The organism is Nonomuraea rhodomycinica (genome assembly GCF_013363995.1).
Lineage (GTDB): Bacteria > Actinomycetota > Actinomycetes > Streptosporangiales > Streptosporangiaceae > Nonomuraea > Nonomuraea rhodomycinica.
The window spans coordinates 112,699-133,560 of record NZ_JABWGO010000014.1 but is presented as its reverse complement, the minus strand read 5'-3'; the positions used below and the strand labels follow the sequence as shown (position 1 = coordinate 133,560).

General features: G+C 69.1%; 18 protein-coding genes. 7 read left to right on the top strand and 11 right to left on the bottom strand.

Annotated elements, in window-relative coordinates:
* The first annotated feature begins 8 nt into the window (after window positions 1-8).
* Window positions 9-1,052 (top strand): enolase C-terminal domain-like protein, encoded by a 1,044-nt coding sequence (locus HT134_RS39235; RefSeq protein WP_175605558.1) that lies wholly within the window; start codon window positions 9-11, stop codon window positions 1,050-1,052.
* Between the two features lie 24 nt (window positions 1,053-1,076).
* On the opposite strand, the gene HT134_RS39230 is transcribed toward HT134_RS39235, so the two are convergent.
* From HT134_RS39230 to HT134_RS39220, 3 genes are read right to left on the bottom strand one after another with little or no spacing between them, the layout of a single operon-like run.
* Window positions 1,077-1,961 (bottom strand): carbohydrate ABC transporter permease, encoded by an 885-nt coding sequence (locus tag HT134_RS39230; RefSeq protein WP_217708884.1) that lies wholly within the window; start codon window positions 1,959-1,961, stop codon window positions 1,077-1,079.
* Window positions 1,958-2,914, bottom strand: a complete 957-nt coding sequence (locus HT134_RS39225) for a carbohydrate ABC transporter permease (protein WP_175605557.1) — start codon at window positions 2,912-2,914, stop codon at window positions 1,958-1,960. Before HT134_RS39225 ends, HT134_RS39230 begins: the two co-directional genes overlap by 4 nt.
* Window positions 2,915-2,970: 56 nt before the next feature.
* Window positions 2,971-4,284 (bottom strand): ABC transporter substrate-binding protein, encoded by a 1,314-nt coding sequence (locus HT134_RS39220; protein WP_217708883.1) that lies wholly within the window; start codon window positions 4,282-4,284, stop codon window positions 2,971-2,973.
* Between the two features lie 454 nt (window positions 4,285-4,738).
* Between HT134_RS39220 and HT134_RS39215 the strand changes: the two genes are divergently transcribed.
* On the top strand, window positions 4,739-9,664 hold the full coding sequence (locus HT134_RS39215) for a discoidin domain-containing protein (protein WP_217708882.1): 4,926 nt from the start codon (window positions 4,739-4,741) through the stop codon (window positions 9,662-9,664).
* A 93-nt stretch (window positions 9,665-9,757) separates the two neighbouring features.
* Here the strand turns inward: HT134_RS39215 and HT134_RS39210 are convergent, their stop codons facing one another.
* Complete coding sequence (locus HT134_RS39210) at window positions 9,758-11,506, bottom strand: glycoside hydrolase family 35 protein (protein WP_175605556.1); 1,749 nt, start codon at window positions 11,504-11,506, stop codon at window positions 9,758-9,760.
* Window positions 11,507-11,593: 87 nt separating this feature from the next.
* On the opposite strand from HT134_RS39210, the gene HT134_RS39205 reads away from it, so the two are divergent.
* Window positions 11,594-12,487 (top strand): helix-turn-helix transcriptional regulator, encoded by an 894-nt coding sequence (locus tag HT134_RS39205; RefSeq protein ID WP_175605555.1) that lies wholly within the window; start codon window positions 11,594-11,596, stop codon window positions 12,485-12,487.
* A gap of 102 nt (window positions 12,488-12,589) precedes the next feature.
* Here the strand turns inward: HT134_RS39205 and HT134_RS39200 are convergent, their stop codons facing one another.
* Window positions 12,590-13,150: a hypothetical protein gene (locus HT134_RS39200; protein ID WP_175605554.1), complete on the bottom strand. Its 561-nt coding sequence runs from the start codon at window positions 13,148-13,150 to the stop codon at window positions 12,590-12,592.
* Window positions 13,151-13,275: 125 nt separating this feature from the next.
* Entirely contained in the window at window positions 13,276-13,836 is a 561-nt protein-coding gene (locus HT134_RS39195) for a TetR/AcrR family transcriptional regulator (protein WP_175605553.1), read from the bottom strand.
* 98 nt (window positions 13,837-13,934) lie between these two features.
* Here HT134_RS39195 and HT134_RS39190 point away from each other — a divergent pair, with 98 nt between their 5' ends.
* Together HT134_RS39190 and HT134_RS39185 are read left to right on the top strand one after the other, a co-directional pair.
* A complete protein-coding gene (locus HT134_RS39190; protein WP_175605552.1) occupies window positions 13,935-14,222 on the top strand; it encodes an antibiotic biosynthesis monooxygenase family protein in 288 nt (95 codons plus the stop codon).
* A 13-nt stretch (window positions 14,223-14,235) separates the two neighbouring features.
* Window positions 14,236-14,865 carry a DUF2867 domain-containing protein gene (locus HT134_RS39185; RefSeq protein WP_175605551.1) on the top strand — a complete coding sequence of 210 codons (630 nt, stop codon included), beginning with the start codon at window positions 14,236-14,238 and terminating at the stop codon, window positions 14,863-14,865.
* Here HT134_RS39185 and HT134_RS39180 read toward each other — a convergent pair.
* From HT134_RS39180 to HT134_RS39165, 4 genes are all read right to left on the bottom strand, one after another.
* A complete protein-coding gene (locus tag HT134_RS39180; protein WP_217708881.1) occupies window positions 14,857-16,323 on the bottom strand; it encodes an MDR family MFS transporter in 1,467 nt (488 codons plus the stop codon). The genes HT134_RS39185 and HT134_RS39180 overlap by 9 nt on opposite strands.
* 127 nt (window positions 16,324-16,450) lie before the next feature.
* Window positions 16,451-17,101: an LUD domain-containing protein gene (locus tag HT134_RS39175; protein WP_175605550.1), complete on the bottom strand. Its 651-nt coding sequence runs from the start codon at window positions 17,099-17,101 to the stop codon at window positions 16,451-16,453.
* 56 nt (window positions 17,102-17,157) lie between these two features.
* Entirely contained in the window at window positions 17,158-17,511 is a 354-nt protein-coding gene (locus HT134_RS39170; protein ID WP_175605549.1) for a DoxX family protein, read from the bottom strand.
* A 358-nt stretch (window positions 17,512-17,869) separates the two neighbouring features.
* Window positions 17,870-18,370, bottom strand: a complete 501-nt coding sequence (locus HT134_RS39165; protein ID WP_175605548.1) for a MarR family winged helix-turn-helix transcriptional regulator — start codon at window positions 18,368-18,370, stop codon at window positions 17,870-17,872.
* A 228-nt stretch (window positions 18,371-18,598) separates the two neighbouring features.
* Between HT134_RS39165 and HT134_RS39160 the strand changes: the two genes are divergently transcribed.
* Window positions 18,599-19,765 carry an FAD-dependent monooxygenase gene (locus HT134_RS39160; protein WP_217708880.1) on the top strand — a complete coding sequence of 389 codons (1,167 nt, stop codon included), beginning with the start codon at window positions 18,599-18,601 and terminating at the stop codon, window positions 19,763-19,765.
* 39 nt (window positions 19,766-19,804) lie between these two features.
* On the opposite strand, the gene HT134_RS39155 is transcribed toward HT134_RS39160, so the two are convergent.
* On the bottom strand, window positions 19,805-20,347 hold the full coding sequence (locus HT134_RS39155; protein WP_175605546.1) for a TetR/AcrR family transcriptional regulator: 543 nt from the start codon (window positions 20,345-20,347) through the stop codon (window positions 19,805-19,807).
* 109 nt (window positions 20,348-20,456) lie between these two features.
* On the opposite strand from HT134_RS39155, the gene HT134_RS39150 reads away from it, so the two are divergent.
* Window positions 20,457-20,861 carry a DUF6463 family protein gene (locus tag HT134_RS39150; protein ID WP_175605545.1) on the top strand — a complete coding sequence of 135 codons (405 nt, stop codon included), beginning with the start codon at window positions 20,457-20,459 and terminating at the stop codon, window positions 20,859-20,861.
* Window position 20,862: the final 1 nt, after the last annotated feature.

The window sequence follows — 20,862 nt, the reverse complement described above, 5'->3', positions numbered from 1 at the left end:
AGGACGACATGCGCATTACTGACGTGACCGTGGATCTGGTCGACCTGCCCGCTCAGCCGCCCTTCCGCTGGCGTGCCGGGCTCCCCGGGTCGGAAGGGCCGGTGACCGGCGGCATCCTGCGCGTCCACACCGACGCCGGCCTCATCGGAGAGGCGCACACGCGGCGCGGAGTCATCGTGGCCGATCTGGTGCGGCGTCGCATCCGCGACGACCTGATCGGCCGCGACCCGCTGTGGCGCGAACTGCTGTGGCAGCGTCTGTGGGAGCTCGACCGGATCGAGGAACTACCGATCTACGCCCTCGGGCTGGTCGACGTCGCGCTGTGGGACCTGGCGGGCAAGGCCGCGAACCTGCCCGTGCACCAGTTGCTCGGCACCTACCGCGACGCCATCCCCGCCTACGCCAGCACCGTGACGTTCTCCTGCGTGGAGGAGTACCTCGACGTCGCCGACCAGTGCCTCGCGGCCGGCTACACCGCGATCAAGCTGCACGCCTGGGGCGACGCCCGCGCGGACGCGGACCTCTGCCAGAAGCTCCGCGCGCACGTGGGCGACGGCGTTCCCCTGATGTACGACGGCTCGGCGGGCTTCGACCTCGCTGACGCCGTCTACGTCGGGGAGGCCCTGGCGGAGGCCGGCTACGTCTGGTACGAGGAACCGATGCGGGAGTTCAGCGTGACCGCCTACCGCTGGCTCGCCGAACGCGTCACCATCCCCCTCCTCGTCGCCGAGACCTCCGACGGCGCGCACATGAACGTCGCGGACTTCATCCAGGCCGGCGCCGCGGGCCGCGTGCGAACCAGCGCGCAGTACAAGGGCGGCATCACCGGAGCCATGCGCATCGCCCACCTGGCCGAGAGCTTCCAGCTTCGGGCGGAGGTCCATGGGAGCGGCATCGTCAACGCGCACCTGTGCATGGCCATCCCCAACACCTCGTACTACGAGTCGCTCGTCTTCACCAATCCCGTGGTCCGCGAGGCGGCGGTGGATCCGGACGGCATGGTCCGGGCTCCGAGTGCGCCCGGCATCGGCTACGACACGGGGCGGTACTGACCACGGCCGTACCGGACGACGGCGTCACTTGACGCTTCCGGCGGTCAGGCCGGAGCGCCAGTACCGTTGCAGCACGAAGAAGGCGATCAGCAGCGGGATCACCGACAGGAGCGAGCCGGTGATCGTGAGGCTGTGGGGCACGCCGTTGTTCAGTTCCGCGCGCCAGTTCGCCAGCCCGACGGTGATCGGCTGCAGCCGGTCGTCGCTGAGCATCAGCACCGGGAGCAGGTAGTTGTTCCAGATGCCGACGAACTGGAACAGGAAGATGGTCACCAGCGCGGGCGACATGACCGGCATCGAGATCCGCCAGAAGATGCCGGCTTCCCTGGCGCCGTCGATCCGTCCGGCTTCGAGGAGTTCGTCGGGCACCGCCGCGCCGGCGTAGACGCGGGCCAGGTAGACCCCGAACGGGCTGACGATGCTGGGCAGGAAGACCGCCCAGTAGGTGTTGACCAGGTGGGTCGCGCTGAACATGAGATAGAGCGGCAGCGCGAACATCGACGCGGGTACGAGCACGGCACCCAGCACGACGTTGAAGACGAGGCCGCGGCCACGGAAGGCGTACTTGGCCAGCGCGTAGCCGGCCATCGCCGACACCAGGGTGCCGACGGCGGCGCCTCCGACGCTGTACAGGACGCTGTTGAGCATCCAGCGGAGGAAGACGCCGTCCTGCTCCTGGAAGACCTCGCGGATGTTCGTCCAGAGGTCGAAGTGCGAGAACCACAGGCCATGGGTGGTGAACAGGTACCCCTTGTTCTTGGTGGCGGTCACCAGCAGCCACCAGGGCGGGACCAGGGTGTAGATCGCGAAAAGGGTGAGGACGAGGAGGACCCCGGCACGGCTGGTCAATGCCCCGGCCGTGTGCTGGTGCGACATGGGGGCGTCGGTGGTGTGTGCGGGGGTGGTCATGCGCCGAACCCCTTGCGCTGGACGAACTTCAGGAAACCGAACGAGAGCACGAAGGTGAGTACGGCCAGGATCACTGCCTGGGCCGCCGCGAAGTTGTAGTTGTTGACGTTCGCCGAATACTGGCTCGCCATGATGGGCGTGTAGGTCGCGGTGACCGTGGACGCCACTCGCCGGAGGATGTCGGGTTCGGTGTAGAGCTGGGCGGTGCCGATGATCGAGAAGACCATGGTCAGGATCAGCGCCGGCCGCACGAGCGGGATCTTCACGTGCCAGGCCAGCCGCCACCCGGAACACCCGTCCAGGACCGCCGCCTCGTAGAGCTCGCGCGGGATCGCCTGGAGCGCGGAGTGGATGATGAGCATGTTGTAGCCGGTCCAGCCCCAGGTCATCATGTTGCCGATCGAGACCGGTGCCAGCCCGCCGGACAGGAAGTCCACGTCGAGGCCGATGCTTCGGAGACCCGCCGTGAACGGGCTGACGCTCGGGATGTAGAGGAACGACCACATGATCGCCGCGATCGCTCCCGGCATCGCGAAAGGCAGGAAGAAGATCATCCGGAAGGTGCGCCTGAACCGGGCCGATCGGGAGTCGAGCAGCAACGCGAGCAGCAGCGAGAGCCCCAGCATGACCGGCACCTGCACCACACCGAGCAGCAGCACCCGCAGGATCGAGGCCATGAAGTCCGTGTCCCGCAGCGCCTTCACGTAGTTCGATGCGCCGGTGAACTCGGCGACGGCCGGCGACAACCCCAGTCCACCGCGGCGCACCTCGAAGAAGCTCTCGTAGAGGGCGTAGCCGATCGGCGCGAGCACCATGACGGCGAACAGCACGCCGAACGGCAGCAGGAACAGCGTCGCCGACCGCGTCGCCCGGCCCCCGGCGGGTCTTCGCGGGAGGCGGGGCGCGCGCTCTGCCGGGCTGGTCACATCGTGATCGGGATAAGTGATCGCCATAAATCATCCTTTGTCAGCATCAACGGGGGAGCAGCGCCGTTGTCCCACCTGCGGCCTCAGCCGGCCACGGCCAGGCCCTGGCTCCTCAGCGCCGCCAGCGTCTTGTCCTGGACGGCCTCGACCGCGTCGGAGATCGTGCCCTCACCGTTGGCGGCGCGCTTCATCCCGTCGACGAAGTCGGACTCGACCTGGGTCATCGTCGGCCCCCACGTCCAGCTCGTGGGGGTGTTCCGCGCCGCGGTCCTGAACACCTCGTAGATGTTCTGGCCGCCGAAGTACGCCGACGGCTGGTTGACGCCCGGCAGCTCCAGTCCGCTCTTGGCGGCGGGGTAGATCCCGGTTTCCTTGATCAGGTTGGTGAGGCTGCCGGTGTTCGTGCTGAACCAGGTCGCGAACTCGGCCGCCTCCTTGGGGTGCTCGCAACCCTTGAGCACGGCCGTGACGGATCCGCCGTTGTTGCCCGCGATCTGCTCTCCGTCCGTCCACTGCGGCATCGGGGCGACCCCCCACTTGCCGGACAGGCTCGGCAGGTTCGTCTCGATGAGCGGCGCCGCCCACACCGCGGTGATCACGGTGGCGATGTGTCCGTCCTTGACTTCCTTGAACCACGGGGTGTCCAGCGGCGTCACGCCGCCCTTGACCAGCTTGCCGTCCAGCAGCCCCTGCCAGTACTGGGCGACCTTGTGCGTCTCGGGACTGTCGATCGTGACCTGCCACTGATCGTTCGTGGTGCCGAACCAATGACCGCCCGCCTGCCAGGTGTAGCCGGCCAGGTCGTAAGAGTCCACGGGTGCGTTGATCAGGAAGTTGGCCGAGTCGGCGGCATGGAACTTCTTCGCGGTGGCCGCGAACTCGTCCCAGGTCTTCGGCACGGTCAGCCCGTGCTTGGCGAAGAGGTCCCTGCGGTAGAACAAGGCCGTCGGACCGGTGTCGACGGGGATCCCGAAGACCCGGTTCCCGAAGCCCGCCTGTTTCCACGCCCAGTCGACGAACTGATCCTTGCCGGCGTTCGCGTAGGCGGAGATGTCCTCAAGCGCGTCCGTCACCACGAAGGTCGGCAGGGACTCGTTGCCCACCTGCGCGAGGCACGGTGCGTTGCCTGCCTTGACGGCGTTCTGCATCTTGGCGTAGCCGCCTCCGCCGCCCGACGGCACCTTGCTGAAATCGACCTTGACGTCGGGGTGGCTCTGATTCCACAGCGCGACGGACTTGTCGTAGCCGGGCGCCCAGCCCCAGAAGTCCAGGTTCACCGTGCTGGAGGCGCCGTCGGCGCGGGGGCTCGGCGCGCCGGGACCGCAAGCGCTCGCCGCCGCCAGGGACGCGACCGCGAGCAGCGCCATGCCGGCCCGCGTCGGCCATCGTGGGGTCATCGAATTCCTCCTGTGTTCTGTGAAGGGAGCACCTGTCCGCGTGCGCGGAGCCCTGATGTGTACGCCGATGTCGCGGACGTGGGCTGCGCGAGGTGTGCTCAGTGTGGAGTGGGCGGCGATCAGGGTCAACCCTATGAATTGGACTTATCCGAGATTGCCTTGGACTAATAATCCGACACTTGCTGACGCCCTTCAGGAGCGGCTGTCAGGGTCGATGTGCTGGCGCGCAGCTCCCGGACGTGGCGGTTGAGGTGTCCCGTTCGGCCGCCGTGGACCCCGGCGTCGTCCACCAATGTTTCTGCCTTATGGCGAGCTGTTGTGCCGGTAATGCAGATCTATTGACTCGATCCGGCCGCCGAAACATACTGAGGGCTCAGCGAGATCGAGCACGGCCATCTGCGTGAACGTGCCCTCGTGGGCGCGGGCTCCCGCTGCCCTGTCTCGTCCTTCGAGCATGCGTGATCGTCGCTGGGACGCCCTTCTGCACCGCGACCGGCCGGGCATGCGGTTATCTCGACCCTTGCAGGGAGATGGCGTGAAGAGATTACGAAAGATCCGATCCGGCGTCGTCGCGACTGCGACTGTGCTCGCACTTGCGGTGGCCGGCGGCGCCTTCACCGGACCGCAGGCCCATGCGGCTCAGACCAGTGGGAACGCCCCCTACCTGAGTCAGTGGGCGGTGTCCGGTCCGTACGCCGATCCGGTGGTCGAGACGTCCGCTGCTCCCGTCGTTCCCGTCCTGGACGCGCCCCTGGCCGATCCGGCGGGCAAGGAGACATCCACCTGGCAGTACTTCGACGATCGCATCTTCAACCGGAACTACGACGACTACAACGACCTGATGGGCTATTTCGACGTCAAGCAGGGGCAGCCGACAGCCGGCAAGTGGGTCGTGGCCGCGAGCTACGTCCACAGTCCGGCCGCGCAGACCGTGCAGTGGCAGGTGGGCGGATCGGGGGTGTACCGGCTGTTCGCCAACGACGCTCCGGCCGGGCAGCAGGACCGCGTCGCGACCCGGGTGAGCAAGCAGGGGACGCGATACCCGATCCAGCTGAAGCAGGGCTGGAACAAACTTCTCATCGAGATCCAGCACAAGAACCCCGGCCCCACCAAGAACTTCCTGGGTTTCTACGCGCGGCTCTGCGACGGCGCGGGCAACATCGTTCCCGGGCTGACCTACTCGGTCACCGGGCCGAACGCGGCCGGCAACCAGCTCACCATCGTCACCAGGGGGCTGAGCGTCGACCGGCAGGCGTTCGAGGCGCGCAACGCGGACGTCCCGGCGAACGACTACCCGGCCAACACACTGCCGTACGCCTACGACGAGAACCCGTACGTCGGCATGGTGGCGAAGATCGACGGCAACCGGAACACGTCCAGCATCGCTCCGCAGGCGTCTCCCTTCACCTTTCAGGCGGCCGGCGGCAGTCCCGGCTATTCCTGGACGCTCGCCGACGGGCAGTTGCCCCCGGGCCTGACGCTGGCGGCGGACGGCCACATCGACGGAACGGTCGCGGACGGCGCCCACGGCACGGCACAGAAGGACTACACCTTCACCGTGAAGGCGACCGATGCCCGCGGTGCCACGACGACGAAGCCGTACACCATCACGGTCAAGAGGAACCCGGTCGACTGGTTCATCGAAGGCAAGATGTCGGCTCTGTCGCACACCACCGGCACGATGCCGAACCTGTACGACCCGAACTTCACCTACGACGAGTGGGCCCAGACCGCCAAAGAGATGGGCATGACCCTGCTCTCCACCGAGAGCCTGCAGAACACCATCTACTACTGGCCGTCGCCGAACGCCAACCTGACCCCGAACAACGCCAACAAGCAGTACAAGTACAACGCCCTCACCCAGGCCGCCGACGGCAGCTGGCGTGTCCCGGACCGAGTGATGCAGGCCAAGCAGGCCGCCGAGCGTCACGGGTTGAAGTTCGGCGTCTATGTGTCGTCGCTGTTCGAAGGAGCCGAGATCCTCGAGAGCGACATCCAGGGACTGGTCGCGAGGTACAACCCGTGGTACCTGTTCGCCGACGGCGGTCCGGAGAGCTACTCCAACCCCGACGTCGCCTGGAGCTCCGCGCGCAACTACAACGATCGGGTCCTGATCGACGCGAACCCGAACGCGCAGACCGGCGACCAGGACATCACTCTGCACGAGCGTCCGTTCTGGAACAGCGAGCCGTACAACGAGGGTGGCTGGCGTGCCGGGATCCTGCCGCAGACCAGAAAGGTCGCGCACGAGGAGTGGAACGACCCGTACACGACGGCACTGGACATCTGGACGCAGTACGCCAAGGGCAACGAACGTGACAACTGGGCCGAAGCCACAAAAGAACTGATCAACCAGTACGGCCACGGCTATGTCATGAACTACGACTCGTCCATCACCGTGACGCGTGGCATGGACAACCTGAGCAGCAACCTGGACAACACCAACATCTTCTCGATGGTGCCGATCTCCTCGCAGCAGCTGTCGGACATGCGGACCTCGATCGTGAAGTGGATGGACAACGGGCGCGGACCCGACCTTCGCGAGTCGATGTACGGCACCATGCCGTACACCATGGACTACACCCTGAAGCCCGGCTGGCACACCGACCCGCAGAAGGCGATCGCTCATGGGCAGGGGCCGGACTGGGGCTACGCCATGTCCCGCGACCAGTACGTCTACCTGCACATGATCAAGAACCAGATCGCGGGCGTGGCGAAGGCGGGATTCACCGGCCAAGCGCGGATGAGCCACCTCGGCCCCTTCGCCTACCCGGTCGACCAGGTCCAGTGGCTGAACAAGGGCAGCTCTCTGCCTTTCACGACGGAGGAGGCGAACGGCAAGCACTACGTCTCGATCGACACGTCCGGCGTCACGGCGGATCCCATCGACACCATCATCAAGATCCGGACCAAGAGCCCGGTCAGGAACTACAAGATGACCGGTGTCAAGCTCTTCAGCAGCCAGACCGCGCCGAACACGCTGCGACTGCGGGCCGAGAGCTACCTGAACGGCTACACCAACGTCCTCGCACCCGCGAAGCTCACGTTCAAGAGCAGCAACCCGCGGGTCGCCACCGTGGGGGCGGCGACGGGCATGGTCCGGGCCACCGGCGACGGTACGGCCACCATCACCGTGACGGCGACCTACGACGACGGGGTGAACCGTCCTCAGGTCATGACCGACACCTACCCGGTCAAGGTGCGGGGCCGCGCCGTCTCGGCCGCGCTTCCGCTCGTCGGCGTGAACATGCTCACCGACGGCGCGCTGTTCTGGGGACAGTTCTCGACCGATCGAGATGTCCCGGTGACGTTCAAGGGCTACACCGAAAAGGGCGGCGACGTCGACATCCTCGACGCCTCGACCGTCACGTACCACTACGCGACGGTCGACGGCAGGCGCGACAACCCCGCGGGGAAGATCGTGGTCACCGAGATCCCGGCCGGCCAGTCACCGTTCGTCGTCACGGGCAACACGATGCGGTTCACCCGCAAGGTCGCCACCCCCACGATGTACAGCTACTGGGCCGACGTCACGGTGGACGGCAAGACCTACACCTCGACCCGGAACTACATCACGCTGACTCCCGACGCGAACGTGGTGTCCGGGATCACGCCGAAGGTGACCACCGACGGCGGGCACGCCAGGCTGCTGTCCGACGGAGTGATCAACGACACGACCGGCGGCAATCTCGCGAAGTGGTCGGCGCCGGCGGGCGACGAGAACCCGAGCATCACCTACGACCTGGGCAAGATCCAGGACCTGTCGCGGGTCAACGTCTTCTTCAACCACCACATGCCCGATGCCGACAACGTCACCTACTCCAACGTGCCGAAGAAGGTGAAGATCGAGTACAGCGCCGACGGCTCGCGGTGGACCGCCGGCAACGAGACGAACACGATGTCCGGCGCCGGGCTGCCGACATCGAGGAACACGCTGGCGGTTCCGCGCAGCGACACGACGCTGTACGCGTGGGAACAGGAAGGCCTGTACTACAACTATCCGCTCGATCCTGCCCGGCCCAGCGTGCACGCCCGCTACGTGCGGATCTCCTTCCCGGGCGGTGGCCAGGACGGCAGCCCGATCGACGTGCTGGAAGTCCGGGTGTTCTCGCTGAGGGACCTGACCGCGCTGGGCAGTCTCGAACTGCACCCGAAGGCCGGCGCGGACAGCCGGACGGCGACGATCGAGGTCAAGGGCTACTCCCTCCTCGGCGCGCCCGTCGACCTGAGAGCGGCGGAGGTCGCGATCACCAGCGACAACCCGTCCGTGGTGGCCGTCGGCGCGGACAAGGTGCTGTCGTCGGGCGGGGCGGGAAAGGCCCGGATCGACGTCACCGCCGAGCTGGCCGGCTACCGGGCCGAGGACCACCTCTACGTCGACGTCGACGCGGACGGACGCATGTCGTTCCCCGCTTTTCTGAAGCAGGTGAAGCTGGCGCTGAGCGACAGCTCCATCAAGGTGAACGAACCAGTCGTCGGCACGATCGAGGGAACGCTCAGCACGGGGGAGAAGGCGAACCTGTCCAGGGCGAAGACCGAGTACGTGCTCAGCGACGACAGACTGGCGGCCGTACCCGGCAGCAACACCATCGTGCTGAAGAACCCGATCACCAGCGGGTTCCGGGCGACCGCGAAGGCGGTCGTGACGCTGGACGGCGTGGCGGTGGAGTCGGACCCGCAGACGATCACGGCACTGGGCGACGACGTGGCGGCCTCGGCCACGGTCACGGTGTCCTCGGTCCGTGACCGGAACGGTGTCCCGGACGGCGACGACCAGGACGACCGCTACCTGGGCACGAAGGCGACGGACGGCAACAAGGCGACGTCCTGGGCGGCGAAGAAGGCGGACCACAACCCGTGGATCAAACTGCAGTTCCCGTCGCCGGTGGAGATCGACCGCGTCAACCTGGTCGACCGCGGCGCCGCCGTCAACCAGATCGTGGAAGGCGTCCTGGAATGGGACGGCGGCAGCAAGAAGGTGACCGGGATCACGTGGGACGGTCAGCCGGACAACGTCGTGACGTTCGATGCTCCGGTCAAGACGAGTTGGGTGAAGTTCACCGTCGATCCCGACAACACCTACGACAACCCGAGCGACGCGGAGTGCGGCCTGGCCGAGTTCGGCGTGTTCGAGGCGCAGAAGCCGAAGACCATCGTGGAGCTCAGGCCGGTCGCCGTCGACACGACGATCGGCAGGCTTCCGACGCTGCCCGCGCAGACCGGGGCCGTCTACAGCGACGGCACGACCGGATCCGCCGAGGTGACCTGGGAACCGGTCACCTCGGACATGGTGGCCGAGAGCGGATGGTTCACCGTCCGTGGAGCCGTGGCGGGAACGTCCGTCAAGGCGACAGCTGTCGTCAACGTCGCGGATCGGTGATCCGGAGCCCGGCGAGGCCGACATGACTCCAGCGGCCCCCGAGGCATCGCCCGATGCCCCGGGGGCCGCTCCGTGCCCGACCGCGGATCGCGGTCACGGCGCCTCTGGCCGCGCTCCGAGATCAGGTTCCGGGCGGAGCTCGATGACAGGGTCCCCGACCTCGTCCAGTTCCAGCACGACGAACTCGTTGTCGCCCGTCCGCAGCAACGGGCCAGGGACGTAGAGCGTGCGCTGCGGCCCGGCCGAGCTGTAGCGGCCCAGGCAGAAGCCGTTGACCCAGACGTAGCCGTGGCCCCACCCCGGCAGCGCGAGGAACGTGTCGGCGGGGTCGTCCACCGGGACGAAGCCCCGGCAGAAGGCCGGTGCGACGGTCGCCGGGCCGGGGACGAACGGGATCACGCCCGTGCCTCCGAGCGGCAGGTCGCCCAGCGGGAGGGCCTGTGCCGTCACCTGGTGAAGGTACTGCCGCTCGTGCCTGATCCCGCCGGTGACGCCCTTGCGCTCACCCATGCGGGGGCCGTAGTTGACCCGGCCGAGTGACTCGACCAGCAGCTCCACCGTGGCCGGCCCCGACACCTCGACCGACTGACGCTCGCGGTCCAGCGCGGCGACGTGCACGCCGTCCACGTAGACGTGGGCCCGGTCGTGCAGCCCGTCCACGATCAGCGGGTACGATCCGCGCGGCCCGGGGACCTCCACCCGGTAGAGGACCAGACCGTGATCCAGCCCGAGATCCTCGAACGCCGGGGGAGTGGGGAAGACGGCCGGCGGCTCAGCGAGCGAGGTCAGTGCGGGCAGCAGGGCGGCCGACTCCGTCAGGCGCACGGTGGCCGCCGGGAGCACGGGCGGCGCGGGAGGGGGTTCCGGAGCGGGGTTGTAGCGGGTCAGGACGTCGCGGAACAGCCGGTACTTCTCGGTGGGCGCCCCGCTCTCACTGATCGGCGCGTCGTAGTCGTAGGAGGTGACCGTCGGCAGGTAGGCGCCGGTCTCCAGGTCGTGGTTCGCGCCCGCCCAGGTGCCGAAGTTCGTCCCTCCGTGCGCCATGTAGATGTTGACGGACGCGCCCGCTTCCAGCAGCTCCGCCAGCACGGCGGCCGCCTCGGCCGCGTCACGGGTGACGTGTTCGCGGCCCCAGTGGTCGAACCAGCCGACCCACAACTCCATGCACACCACGGGGTCGTCCGGCCGGTGCCGCCGCAAGGCGCTGATCGCCTTCGCCGGGTCGGAGCCGAACGTGGCGGTCGCCAGCACGCCCGGCAAGGAGCCGCCGGTCAGCGTGTAGTCCTCCGGCCCGTCCGCGGTGAACAGGGGGACGTCGATCCCGGCCGAACGCATCAGGCCGGCGAGGTGCCTCAGGTAGGCGGTGTCCGTGCCGTACGAGCCGTACTCGTTCTCCACCTGTACCATCAGCACGTTGCCGCCCCGGGTGATCTGGTGCGCGGCGATGCGGGGGAGGAGCGCCTCGAACCACCGGTCGACGTGGGCGAGGAACGCCGGGTCGCTCGTCCTGAGATGGCCGGTCACCCAGGACGGCAGGCCGCCGTTCTCCCACTCCGCGCAGATGTACGGTCCCGGCCGGACGATGGCGTGCAGGTCCGCGCGTGAGGCCGCCTCCAGGAAACGGTCCAGCTCGTCCAGTCGCCGGTACTGCCCTGGCCGCGCCTCGTGCAGGTTCCAGGGGACGTAGGTCTCGACGGTGTTGAGGCCCATCGCGCGGATCATCGCCAGCCGGTGCGACCACTGGTCCGGATGCACCCGGAAGTAGTGCATGGCCCCGGAAAGCAGGCGGAACTCTGTGCCATGAAGGCGGAATTCGCCGTCTTCGATCGTGAAACTGCCCATCGATGATCCCTTCGTACGTGATGGGATCGTCATCCGGCCTCACTACGATCCCGACGACGAGCTTGCCGGGGGCGGGGTTGGAGGGCCATGGACAATTCGCGGCGTCCAGTTGGATCCGTCGAACGGGTGGAGGGCCAGGAGCCCTGGGACCGCTGGTGGTACTACCTCACCCCCAGCCCCGCCCATCGCCGGCTCGGACTCGTCTGCCTCGCGGTCGGTACGCAGCGGGGCCGGCTGCCCGTCGTCGGCCCCCGCACACTCGAGCACCATGTCGCCCTGATCATCCTGTCCGGCCGGGGTTGGTTCTCCTGGGGCGGCCGGCCGCCGGTGGACGTCGCGGCGCCTGCACTGCTGTGGCTGCTCCCGGGCGTCGAGCACCACTACGGCCCCTGCGAACAGGGCTGGTCGGAGGCGTTCGCGGACTTCTCCGGGCCCGCCGTCGCCGTCTACGACGAGCTCGGCCACTTCGATCCGGACCATCCCGTCGTGCCACTGTCATCGGCGGAGCCCGCCCACCTGGTGGTCAAGAAGATGGCCGCGGCCTGTCACCGGGGCGGCCCCCACATGGAGGTGGAGGCGTCCGCGGCCGTGCACGAGCTGCTGGTGACCCTGCACCGCAGCCGTGCGGACCACGACCCGCACGGCAACCCCGTCCTGCAGAGCCTGGCGAGGGCCGCCTGCCTGCCGCTGTCCGTGCCCGAGCATGCCCGGAGGCTGTCGATGAGGGTCGCCGAGCTCCGTGACGCTGTACGGCTCAGCGCCGGGTGCAGCCCGAAGGAGTACGTGCTGCGGATCCGGCTCAACCAGGCGAAGGAACTGCTGGCCGGCACCGATCTGGGGGTGGCCGCCGTAGCCCGCCGGGTGGGGTATGACGATCCCGGATACTTCACCCGCCTGTTCACCCGACGGGTAGGAGTCGCGCCCAGCGTGTTCAGGGAGCAGCGGTCCTGGGGGCCTCGCACTAATGAATCTACAAAGTAAAGGCGCTCGGCTCGTGCACCCCAGATAAACACCCAAACAAAAACCACCGCCGACAACACCCGCGCCCACGGCGAGCAGCGGCACAGCACGCAGGGCGACAGGTCATGGGCGCAAGGGGGCCTTGAGCGCGCGGGCGCGGATGGCCGAGAGCATGACCCGTCGGACGAGACCGCTGCCGAGCCGGATCAGCAGCCAATACCTCAGGAACGCCTGCCGTGCCTCCGGGCTGGTCGCCTGGATGCGGGTCTCGGTGATGAGGCGGATGCGGCCGTCGCCGGCGTCGTCCAGGAGGAAGCTGAACGTGGCCTTGGCGAAGCCGGGACGGTCGAAGGCGAGGAAGCCGTCGAGGTCGGTGACCGTGGAGACGTTCTCGGCGCGGCCCAGTCGCCACCACTGGCCGATCACGCCGTCCACCACCTCCCGGCCCGGGTCCTCGGCGAGCGTGGTGAAGCTCGGCAGGTCGAGCTGCGCGTGGCCGTTGCGCAGGCGGGAGGCGAGGTCGCGGAGGGCGAACAGCGGCTTGGCGAGGCGGATGTCCGTGGGGTTCGGGTGCTTGATGGCGTGCCAGACCTGATCGCGGGAGGCGGGGATCAGGATCGAGTGGCGTTCGGTGGCGTCGGGGAACGGCATGAGCCGGTCGGTGAGCGGGAGAGTGCCCGGCATAGGAAGCCTCCATACGGTTGCGTATGGACGTGACTATACGGCGGCGTATGGAGGCTGGGCGGGTGGGGTGGTGGGATGCGGATGGCCGGGCGCGGGGAGCCTCGGCGCGCTGGCGTCCGTCGTTCTCAGGGTTGGTGGGGGTCGTTGAGGATGATGTCGGTGGCGCGGGCGCGGACCTGGGCGGGGGTGCGGCCGGCATGTTCGGCGGCCAGGAAGTGGTGGCCGATGCTCAGGCAGAAGGCGAGCAAGCTGCGGGCTTCGACTTCGTCGGGGTCGGTGCAGAAGGTGGCGATCTGTTCGCGCAGCAGGTCCATGCGCCGGTTGTCCACGCGCCGCAGCCGTTCGGCGACGGTCTCGTCGCGGCGGGCCCAGTCCCGTACCGCCAGATCGATCGGCAGCAGCCGGTCGGAGAGTGTGAGCCGGCCGGCTAGTCTGATCTTGGTGCGGGCGTCGCCTCCTTGGCGTTCGACCTGGTCGAGGACTTCGTCGATGCTTTGGCGTTCCCAGGTGTCGAGCATCGCCTCCAGGAGTGCGGTGCGGTCGGTGAAGTAGCCGTAGAACCCACCTTTGGTCACTCCCAGCGTCTTGGCCAGGACTTCGACTCGGACCGCGTCCACGCCGGCTGCGCCGAGCGTTCGCAGCCCCTCCTCGATCCATTTCTCGCGTGGGGTGCGCATGGTGCCCATGTGTGGCCTACCTCACCTCTCGGGCTGGTTGTACGGTGCCGTATAACGGGTCTAGCTTTCAGTTATACGGCACCGTACAACGAGCGGAGGACACCGTCATGCCATACGGCTTCGTCGCCTTCCACTACCCCGCGCCCGAGCACGTCGAGGAGTTCCTCGGCCGCTGCCACCAGGTCGCCGAGGCGTCGCGGACCCAGCCGGGCTTCCTGTCCGTCGAGGTCTGGACCACCCCGGACGCAGACGCCGTCGTCACCACCGGCGCCTTCGCCTCCGAGGAGGCGTTCCGGGCGGCGGCCGACGTCGCCCGCGAGTTGGGCGCGACGCCGGACGGCCTGAGCGACCTGGAGGTCCGGCCCCGTCAGGTCCACTTCCTCGTGTCGCGGTGAGGGGGCGGCCGACATGTCGCTGAGGCTCCCCGCCGCCGAGCACACGTCGCGGCCGTGGCGGATCCACGAGATCGCCCCGGACTTCCGTGTCGAGGATGTGTGGGCCTTCCGCACGCCGGGCGCCGGGCCGGAGGACTTCCCGGTGATGCTCGCGGCGCTGCGTTCCCGCACCGCACCGCAGTACCAGACCGGGCCGGTGCGGTTCCTGTTCGCGGTTCGCTGGCGGCTGGGCGCGTTGCTCGGCTGGGACGGGCCCGACGCCGGCCTCGGCGGACGGGTTCGCTCCCTGCGCGACCGGCTGCCGGACGATCTGCGCCGGACGCCCGGGGTGAAGGATCCCCACATCCCGTTCACGCCGGTCTACGAGGTCGCCGACGAATGCGCCCAGGAGCTGGCCAACAGGACCGTCCACACCGTCTGCCACCTGGGCTGGGTGCCGGCCGGTGACGGCGGGTACGAGCTGCGCATGGCGGCCCTGGTCAAGCCCAACGGCCTGTTCGGCAGGGCTTATCTGGCTTTCATCAAGCCGTTCCGCTACCTCATCGTCTATCCGGCCATGACCCGCCGATGGGAGCGGGCCTGGCGCGACCGGGACCGTGCCGCAGCCGGCGGCGAGTTCGATTCCTGTCCGGTCCTACGTTGATCTCTCCTGGTGGGCGGTCGTTGCCGGGTGCGGCGGCCGCATGCTGGCGATGGCGTCGCTGTCGCGCACGCGCAGGGAGATGAGGAATCCGAGCAGTGCGAGGGCGGCGGTGATGAGGAAGATGTCGTGGTAGGCGGCGAAGATCGCCTCCTGCCTGTTCGCGTGGTCGGCGGCGTGGGAGCCGAGCTCGCCCAGTCTGGACTCGGTTCGCGTGGTGAGCAACGTGGCGGCCACGGCGACGCCGGCGGCGCTGGCGACCTGACGCGTGGTGGAGAACACCGATGATGCGCGCGCCGTCGCCTCTGGGGGGATCGTGGCGAAGGTGGCGGCTTGCAGCGAGATGATGGTGAGCGCCATGCCCGCGCCCATGGCCAGCAGCGGCAGCCGCATCGCCCACAGGCTGGTGTCGGGGCCGACCGCGGTCAGTGATGCCAGGGCGATGGCGATGACGGCGAATCCGGTCGCGAGCAGGCGGCGAGGGCCGAGGCGCGGGTAGAGCCGTCCCGCCAGGGGGAGCGCCGCCATCATGCCCAGCGCCTGGAACATCGTGACCAGGCCGGAGCCGGTCGCGTCGACGCCCATCTGGTACTGCAGAAGCAAGGGCACGAGGAACAACGCGCCCATCAGCGCCCCGGAGGCCGGGAGCATCAGCAGGTTGCCGGTCCTGAACAGGCGGTCCTTCAGCAGGCGCAGATCGATCATCGGTTCGGCTCGGGTCAGCTCGATCGCGGTGAACGTGGCGGCCAGGGCGAGGCCGGCTCCCAGTGGCAGCAGTACGGCGGCGCCGGTCCATCCCTCTCGGGTGCCACTGTCGAGCCCGAGCAGCAGCAGTGCGAGCGCGGCGCCACCGGACAGGAATCCGGCGACGTCGAAGCGGCCGGGGTGGTCGGCGCGTTCCTCGCGAAGAGCCGTCATCGTGAACAGGAGGCCGAGGACGCCGATCGGGACCTTGATGAAGAAGATCCATCGCCAGCTGATGGTGTCGACCATCCAGCCGCCGAGCACCGGGCCGAGGGCCGGGGCGAGGGTGGTGGGTATGGACAGCACCGCTGAGGCCTTGGCGCGTTCGGACGGCGGGAAGGCTCGAAACAGCATCGCGGCGCCGACCGGGGTGAGCAGGCCGCCGCCGACGCCCTGGACGGCCCTGGCCACGATGAGTTCGCCGAGGGAGCCGGCGAGGCCGCCCCACGCTGAGGCGGCGGTGAAGACCGTGAGGGCGAACAGGAAGGTGCGCTTGGTGCCGAACCGGTCGGCGACCCACCCTGAGGCGGGGATGAACACCGCCATGCTGACGAGGTAGCCGGTGACGAGCCACTGCAGTGTCTCGGTCCCGGCGCCGAAGTGGCGGCCGAGCGCGGGCAGCGCGGTGTTCAGCACTGTCATGTCGAGGATCTCCATGAACAGGCCGAACACGAACGCGGTGGCGACCAGCCATTTGTAGGGCACCCGTCTCACCATGGGTGTCGCTCCTGTCTGCCCGCCGGCCGAGGTCTGCGGTCACCTGGCCGGGCCGGGTGGACGTCGGTGGTGAGCACGTTGTCGGGGGTGAAGCCGGTGACGCGGTCTTCACCCGGGTGGACGGTGGTCAGAATCCGATGGGCTCGCGGATGAGGACCACGGTGCCGCGGCCGGGGAACATCTCCTTGTCGATGATGAGGATCTTGGAGAGCAGGGCGGGGGTGCCGTATGCCACTCGGGCGCGGGCGTCCTCGCGTGGGTAGGCGTAGGTCTCGATGCGGCGCAGTGCCGTGTCGAGGTCGGGCACGATCTTCTGGGCGCCGACGACCCAGATGGCCTGGCCCGCGCCGAAGCTGTAGGGGGCGAGTTGGCTTCCGCTGCCCGAGGCGGTCAGCAGTCGTCCGTCCTCGGTGACCGCGTGGACGCTGCCGACGACGACGTCGGGGGCGGCGCCGAGGATGCGCATCTCGTCGAATCGTCCTTCTTCGCGCAGGCGCATGAGGGTGGGGCGTAGGGTGTCGAAGCTGCCGGATGCGTTGATGTCGTCGTCCAGGCCCGACAGGCGCAGTGTCTCGCTGGCGGCGGTGAGGATGCTCTTGCCGGTGGGCAGCAGCCGGTTGACGAGGGCGCGGGCCTCGGCTGCGGTGTCGACGACTTCGACGGTGTGGCCCTTGTCCCGCAGGGCGGCCGCGGTCCGTTGGAGCTGTGTCTCGGTGGCGGGGTGTTCGAAGCGGGTGTCGATGTCGAGGCCGGTTTCGGTCTTGGTGGTCGAGGTCATCACAGGTCCTTGATCGGTGGTGCGTGAGGTGGTCGGGCTCTGTTGCCGGGCCTCTGTCAGAGAGCCGCCAGCGCCAGCGCGGCGGTGATGGCGCTGAGCACCAGCAGGACTGCGGAGCCGGCGGTGTTCTTGGCGGTGTCGCGGGCCTTGAGGTGGGTGGTGACGGCGCCTGCCATCAGCAGCGCGAGGCCGATGGCCGCGGCGACCCCGAGGGGTCCGATCCACAGTCCGGCGATCAGGCCGGCGGCTCCGAGTGCTTCGAGCGCGCCGATGACGCGCATGAACCCGGCCGCTACCCCGAGGTTGTGGAGTTGGGCGGCCATGGCCTCCTTGCCGGAGAGCTTCGGGAAGGACGCTCCGGCGAAGGCCAGTGCCAGCAGCACGGACAGGACCGCGGTGGCGATGAACATGGGCGGGACCCTCTCACGATTTGTTTCAGCGACTGAACTATGTTGTAGCTGAAATTTTTTCCGGACGCAAAACGGCATCTGCCCAGGTGGCAGCCACGGTGCGAGGAGGGCCGCAGGGCGCGTGCGAGGCGCCGGCACGGGAGGTCGCCGGGAACAGGCGGCGCTCGACCGCTCGCGCATCGCGCGATCCGGCGCGGGAGGAGGCGGTGTCCGCCGCGGGGCGCGGAGTTGGTCGTATGGCAGGACCCGAGGGTCAGGACGTGGTCACGGCGTGAATGCCGGGATGGCGATCAGGGCGGAGGAGGCCATGCCGCCGCCTCGGACGGCGGCTCGCCTGGCATGCGGAGGTCCCGAGGACCTATGACGGGACCGGCGGGCAGGAGTCGTCGCCCCTCGCAGCCGGAAACCGGCGCAGGGCCCGGTGTCCGTCGCCCGATTGGGCCATGCGGAGCATCGCGAGCAGACCGGCCCGCTGCTCGGCGTCGAGCGTCGAGATGATCGGCGCCCCCTCGAACAAGAGCTTCAGCAGGCGCCCCCTGAGCTCCTGCCCGGCTTCGGTGAGGACGAGCCGCTTGGCCCTGCGGTCGTCCGGATCCGGCTCCCTGCGCAGGAGGCCGCCGGCTTCGAGTGAGTCGGCGATCGCGGTGACGTGCGAAGGCTCGCAGTGCAGGTGGCCGGCCATCGTCCCCATGCGCTGCGGCTCCTGCAGCTGGATCAGTGTGTGCGCCTGCGGCACGGTGAGCCCGACCGCGGCGGTGACCTGCTCGAAATGCGCCCGCAGAGCCGCATCCGCGGCGAACAGCCGCTCCACTATCTCCTGGCCCTCCGGGTCCGGCCATGCGATCCGTATCTCCGCCATGATCCCCCCACCCCCGGGCGTTACTTCGGTGAATGAACTATCCTACGGCGGCGCGCGTCAGGTCAGCCATGCGCGGTGGGAGGTGACGTGCGCCGGTGCCCTACTGGTCTGGCCCGCAACCGTACCGGCGGTCGCCCCACCCGTGAGTACTCCAGCGACAGCTCTACGCTAGAGTCTCGTCCATACCATACGGCATGGTATGGAGGGTTTCTCGGAAGGGGCATGGTTGTGACTTCCTCGTCCGCGCTCGTCGTCGGCGGCGGCATCGGCGGTCTCGCGACCGCGGTCGGACTGCGCCGTAACGGCTGGCAGGTGACGCTGCTGGAACGTGCGCCGTCGTTCCAGCCGCTGGGCTCCGGCATCACCCTGGCGCCCAACGCGGTGCGCGCCCTGGACGCGCTCGGGCTGGGCGCCGAGCTCCGTGCCAGGGGAACGGCTCAGGGGGCGGCTGGGCTGCGCGTGCCGTCGGGACGCTGGCTGATGCGAGCGAAGGTGGAGGAACTGGAGCACCGCATGGGCGTTCCGGCCTTCGCCCTGCACCGAGCCGACCTCCATGACCTGCTGATCGGCGCGCTCGATGGCGTCGACGTCCGGCCGGGCCACACGGTCACCGGCCTGCCCGAGGCGAACATGCTGGCCTTCGACGGGCCGGACGGCCCCGGGCGGCTGGGCGCCGACCTGATCGTGGGGGCGGACGGCATCCGCAGCAAGTTGCGCCAGGTGCTGTTCCCCGCCCATCCGGGGCCCGTCTACGCCGGCTACGTCACCTGGCGCGGCATCGTCCCCGCCGATCGCACGCCCGCCGCGATGTCGAGCTCCGTCACCGAGAGCTGGGGGCGCGGACAGCGCTTCGGGGTGATTCCGCTCGGTGACGGACGCGTCTACTGGTACGCGACCCAGTCCTGTCCCGAGGGCGCCGGCGCGGGCGACACCCTGGCTCATCTGGCGGCCCGGTACGCGAGCTGGCACCGGCCCATCCCCGAGCTCCTCGCGGCCACCCCGCCCGACGCCGTGATCAGAAGTGACGTCCACTCCCTGGTCACCCCTGTGGACTCCTACGTCTCGGGCCGGGTGGCCCTGCTGGGCGACGCGGCGCACGCGCTGACCCCCGACCTCGGCCAAGGCGCGGCTCAGGCGCTGGAGGACGCCGTCACGTTGACCGCGTTGCTGGGGTCCGGGGGCGAGGTCGAGGAGGCGCTCGCGCGCTACGACAGGGCGAGACGGCCGCGAGCGCAGCAGGTGGTGCGGGCCTCGGCCCAGGTCGGCCGCGTCATCCAGCTCCGCAACCCCCTGGCCGCGGCCGTACGCGACACGCTGGCCGCCCTGCTGCCGGCGAGCACGTACCTCAACGCGACTGTCCGAACCCTTGACTGGCATCCGCCGCGCCTCGCCTGACCGGGCCCGCCAGGAGGGCGGCCACCCGGCCGGGGACCGTCAGCGGGGCGCGGCGGAGCGCATCGCCAGGGCGTAGACCGCCCGCAGGTCCTCGGCCGGGAGGGGCGGGACGACCTGCTGCGCGCCGACCAGGATGAGGTAGAGGAGCGTGGCCATGCCGTCGGCCTCCTCCGGCCGGCCGCCGAGCTCCAGCCACAGCGAGCGCAGGTAGTCCACGCGCATGGCGTCGACGCGTTCCTGGAAGGCGCGGACCTCGCTGTCCTGCCGGGCCCAGGCGCGGACGGCCGTCTCCTGGTCGCGGCTGTCCGAGTGCGCCTCCAGCACCAGGTCGAGGAGGCGCTGGATCTTGTCGTGCCCGCTCGCGCCGGCGGCCTCGGCGCCGGCGATGAAGCGGCCGGTGTGCTCGGCCTCGATGTGCGTGAGCAGGTCGGACTTGTAGCCGCGGATGCCCTTGAAGTGGTGGTAGAAGGAGCCCTTGGTGAGGCCGAGGTCGGCGCAGAGCCGTTCGATCGTCAGTGCTCGGATGCCGTCCCGGGTCGCGATGGCGAGCCCGGCCTCCAGCCATTCCCCCTTGGACGCCATGACCGTACCGTACCAGACGGTATACCCCCGCCCTTCGCCGTACCATAAGGTACGGTATGGTCGGTCCATGAGTTCACGAGCATCGGCCCGCAGGGCGGGGAAGCCTCCCGTGAGCACGCTGACCCGCTGGGTTCCCCGGCTGATCATCGCCCTCGCCGTGGTGCACTTCGTGTGGGCGTTCACCCAGCCCAACGCCTGGGCCGCCATCGCAGGCGACGGCTTCGTCCGCGCCCTCGTCGACATCGAGCCCGGCGACTACTTCGCCCGCGAGGCCAGCGTCTGGTTCCTCGCCGCAGGCGTCGCCCTCCTCGCCCTGGGCACCCTGTCCCGGCATCTCGTCCGTACGACGGGCCGGCTGCCCGCCCAGCTGGGCTGGTACCTGGTGGGCATCGGCGTGCCGCTGTGCGTCCTGTACTTCCCCGTCACGGGCGGCTGGCCGATCGTGGCCATCGGCGTGCTGGCCCTGCTGGCCGCGCGCGAACCCGCCGGGGCCGACGAGAGCGCCGGGGTCTGAC

Bases quoted from the DNA above. Each gene is read 5' to 3' on its own strand.
- HT134_RS39235 (WP_175605558.1), top strand. From the start codon at position 9: ATGCGCATTACTGACGTGACCGTGGATCTGGTCGACCTGCCCGCTCAG.
- HT134_RS39230 (WP_217708884.1), bottom strand. From the start codon at position 1,961: ATGACCACCCCCGCACACACCACCGACGCCCCCATGTCGCACCAGCAC.
- HT134_RS39225 (WP_175605557.1), bottom strand. From the start codon at position 2,914: ATGGCGATCACTTATCCCGATCACGATGTGACCAGCCCGGCAGAGCGC.
- HT134_RS39220 (WP_217708883.1), bottom strand. From the start codon at position 4,284: ATGACCCCACGATGGCCGACGCGGGCCGGCATGGCGCTGCTCGCGGTC.
- HT134_RS39215 (WP_217708882.1), top strand. From the start codon at position 4,739: ATGCGTGATCGTCGCTGGGACGCCCTTCTGCACCGCGACCGGCCGGGC.
- HT134_RS39210 (WP_175605556.1), bottom strand. From the start codon at position 11,506: ATGGGCAGTTTCACGATCGAAGACGGCGAATTCCGCCTTCATGGCACA.
- HT134_RS39205 (WP_175605555.1), top strand. From the start codon at position 11,594: ATGGACAATTCGCGGCGTCCAGTTGGATCCGTCGAACGGGTGGAGGGC.
- HT134_RS39200 (WP_175605554.1), bottom strand. From the start codon at position 13,150: ATGCCGGGCACTCTCCCGCTCACCGACCGGCTCATGCCGTTCCCCGAC.
- HT134_RS39195 (WP_175605553.1), bottom strand. From the start codon at position 13,836: ATGGGCACCATGCGCACCCCACGCGAGAAATGGATCGAGGAGGGGCTG.
- HT134_RS39190 (WP_175605552.1), top strand. From the start codon at position 13,935: ATGCCATACGGCTTCGTCGCCTTCCACTACCCCGCGCCCGAGCACGTC.
- HT134_RS39185 (WP_175605551.1), top strand. From the start codon at position 14,236: ATGTCGCTGAGGCTCCCCGCCGCCGAGCACACGTCGCGGCCGTGGCGG.
- HT134_RS39180 (WP_217708881.1), bottom strand. From the start codon at position 16,323: ATGGTGAGACGGGTGCCCTACAAATGGCTGGTCGCCACCGCGTTCGTG.
- HT134_RS39175 (WP_175605550.1), bottom strand. From the start codon at position 17,101: ATGACCTCGACCACCAAGACCGAAACCGGCCTCGACATCGACACCCGC.
- HT134_RS39170 (WP_175605549.1), bottom strand. From the start codon at position 17,511: ATGTTCATCGCCACCGCGGTCCTGTCCGTGCTGCTGGCACTGGCCTTC.
- HT134_RS39165 (WP_175605548.1), bottom strand. From the start codon at position 18,370: ATGGCGGAGATACGGATCGCATGGCCGGACCCGGAGGGCCAGGAGATA.
- HT134_RS39155 (WP_175605546.1), bottom strand. From the start codon at position 20,347: ATGGCGTCCAAGGGGGAATGGCTGGAGGCCGGGCTCGCCATCGCGACC.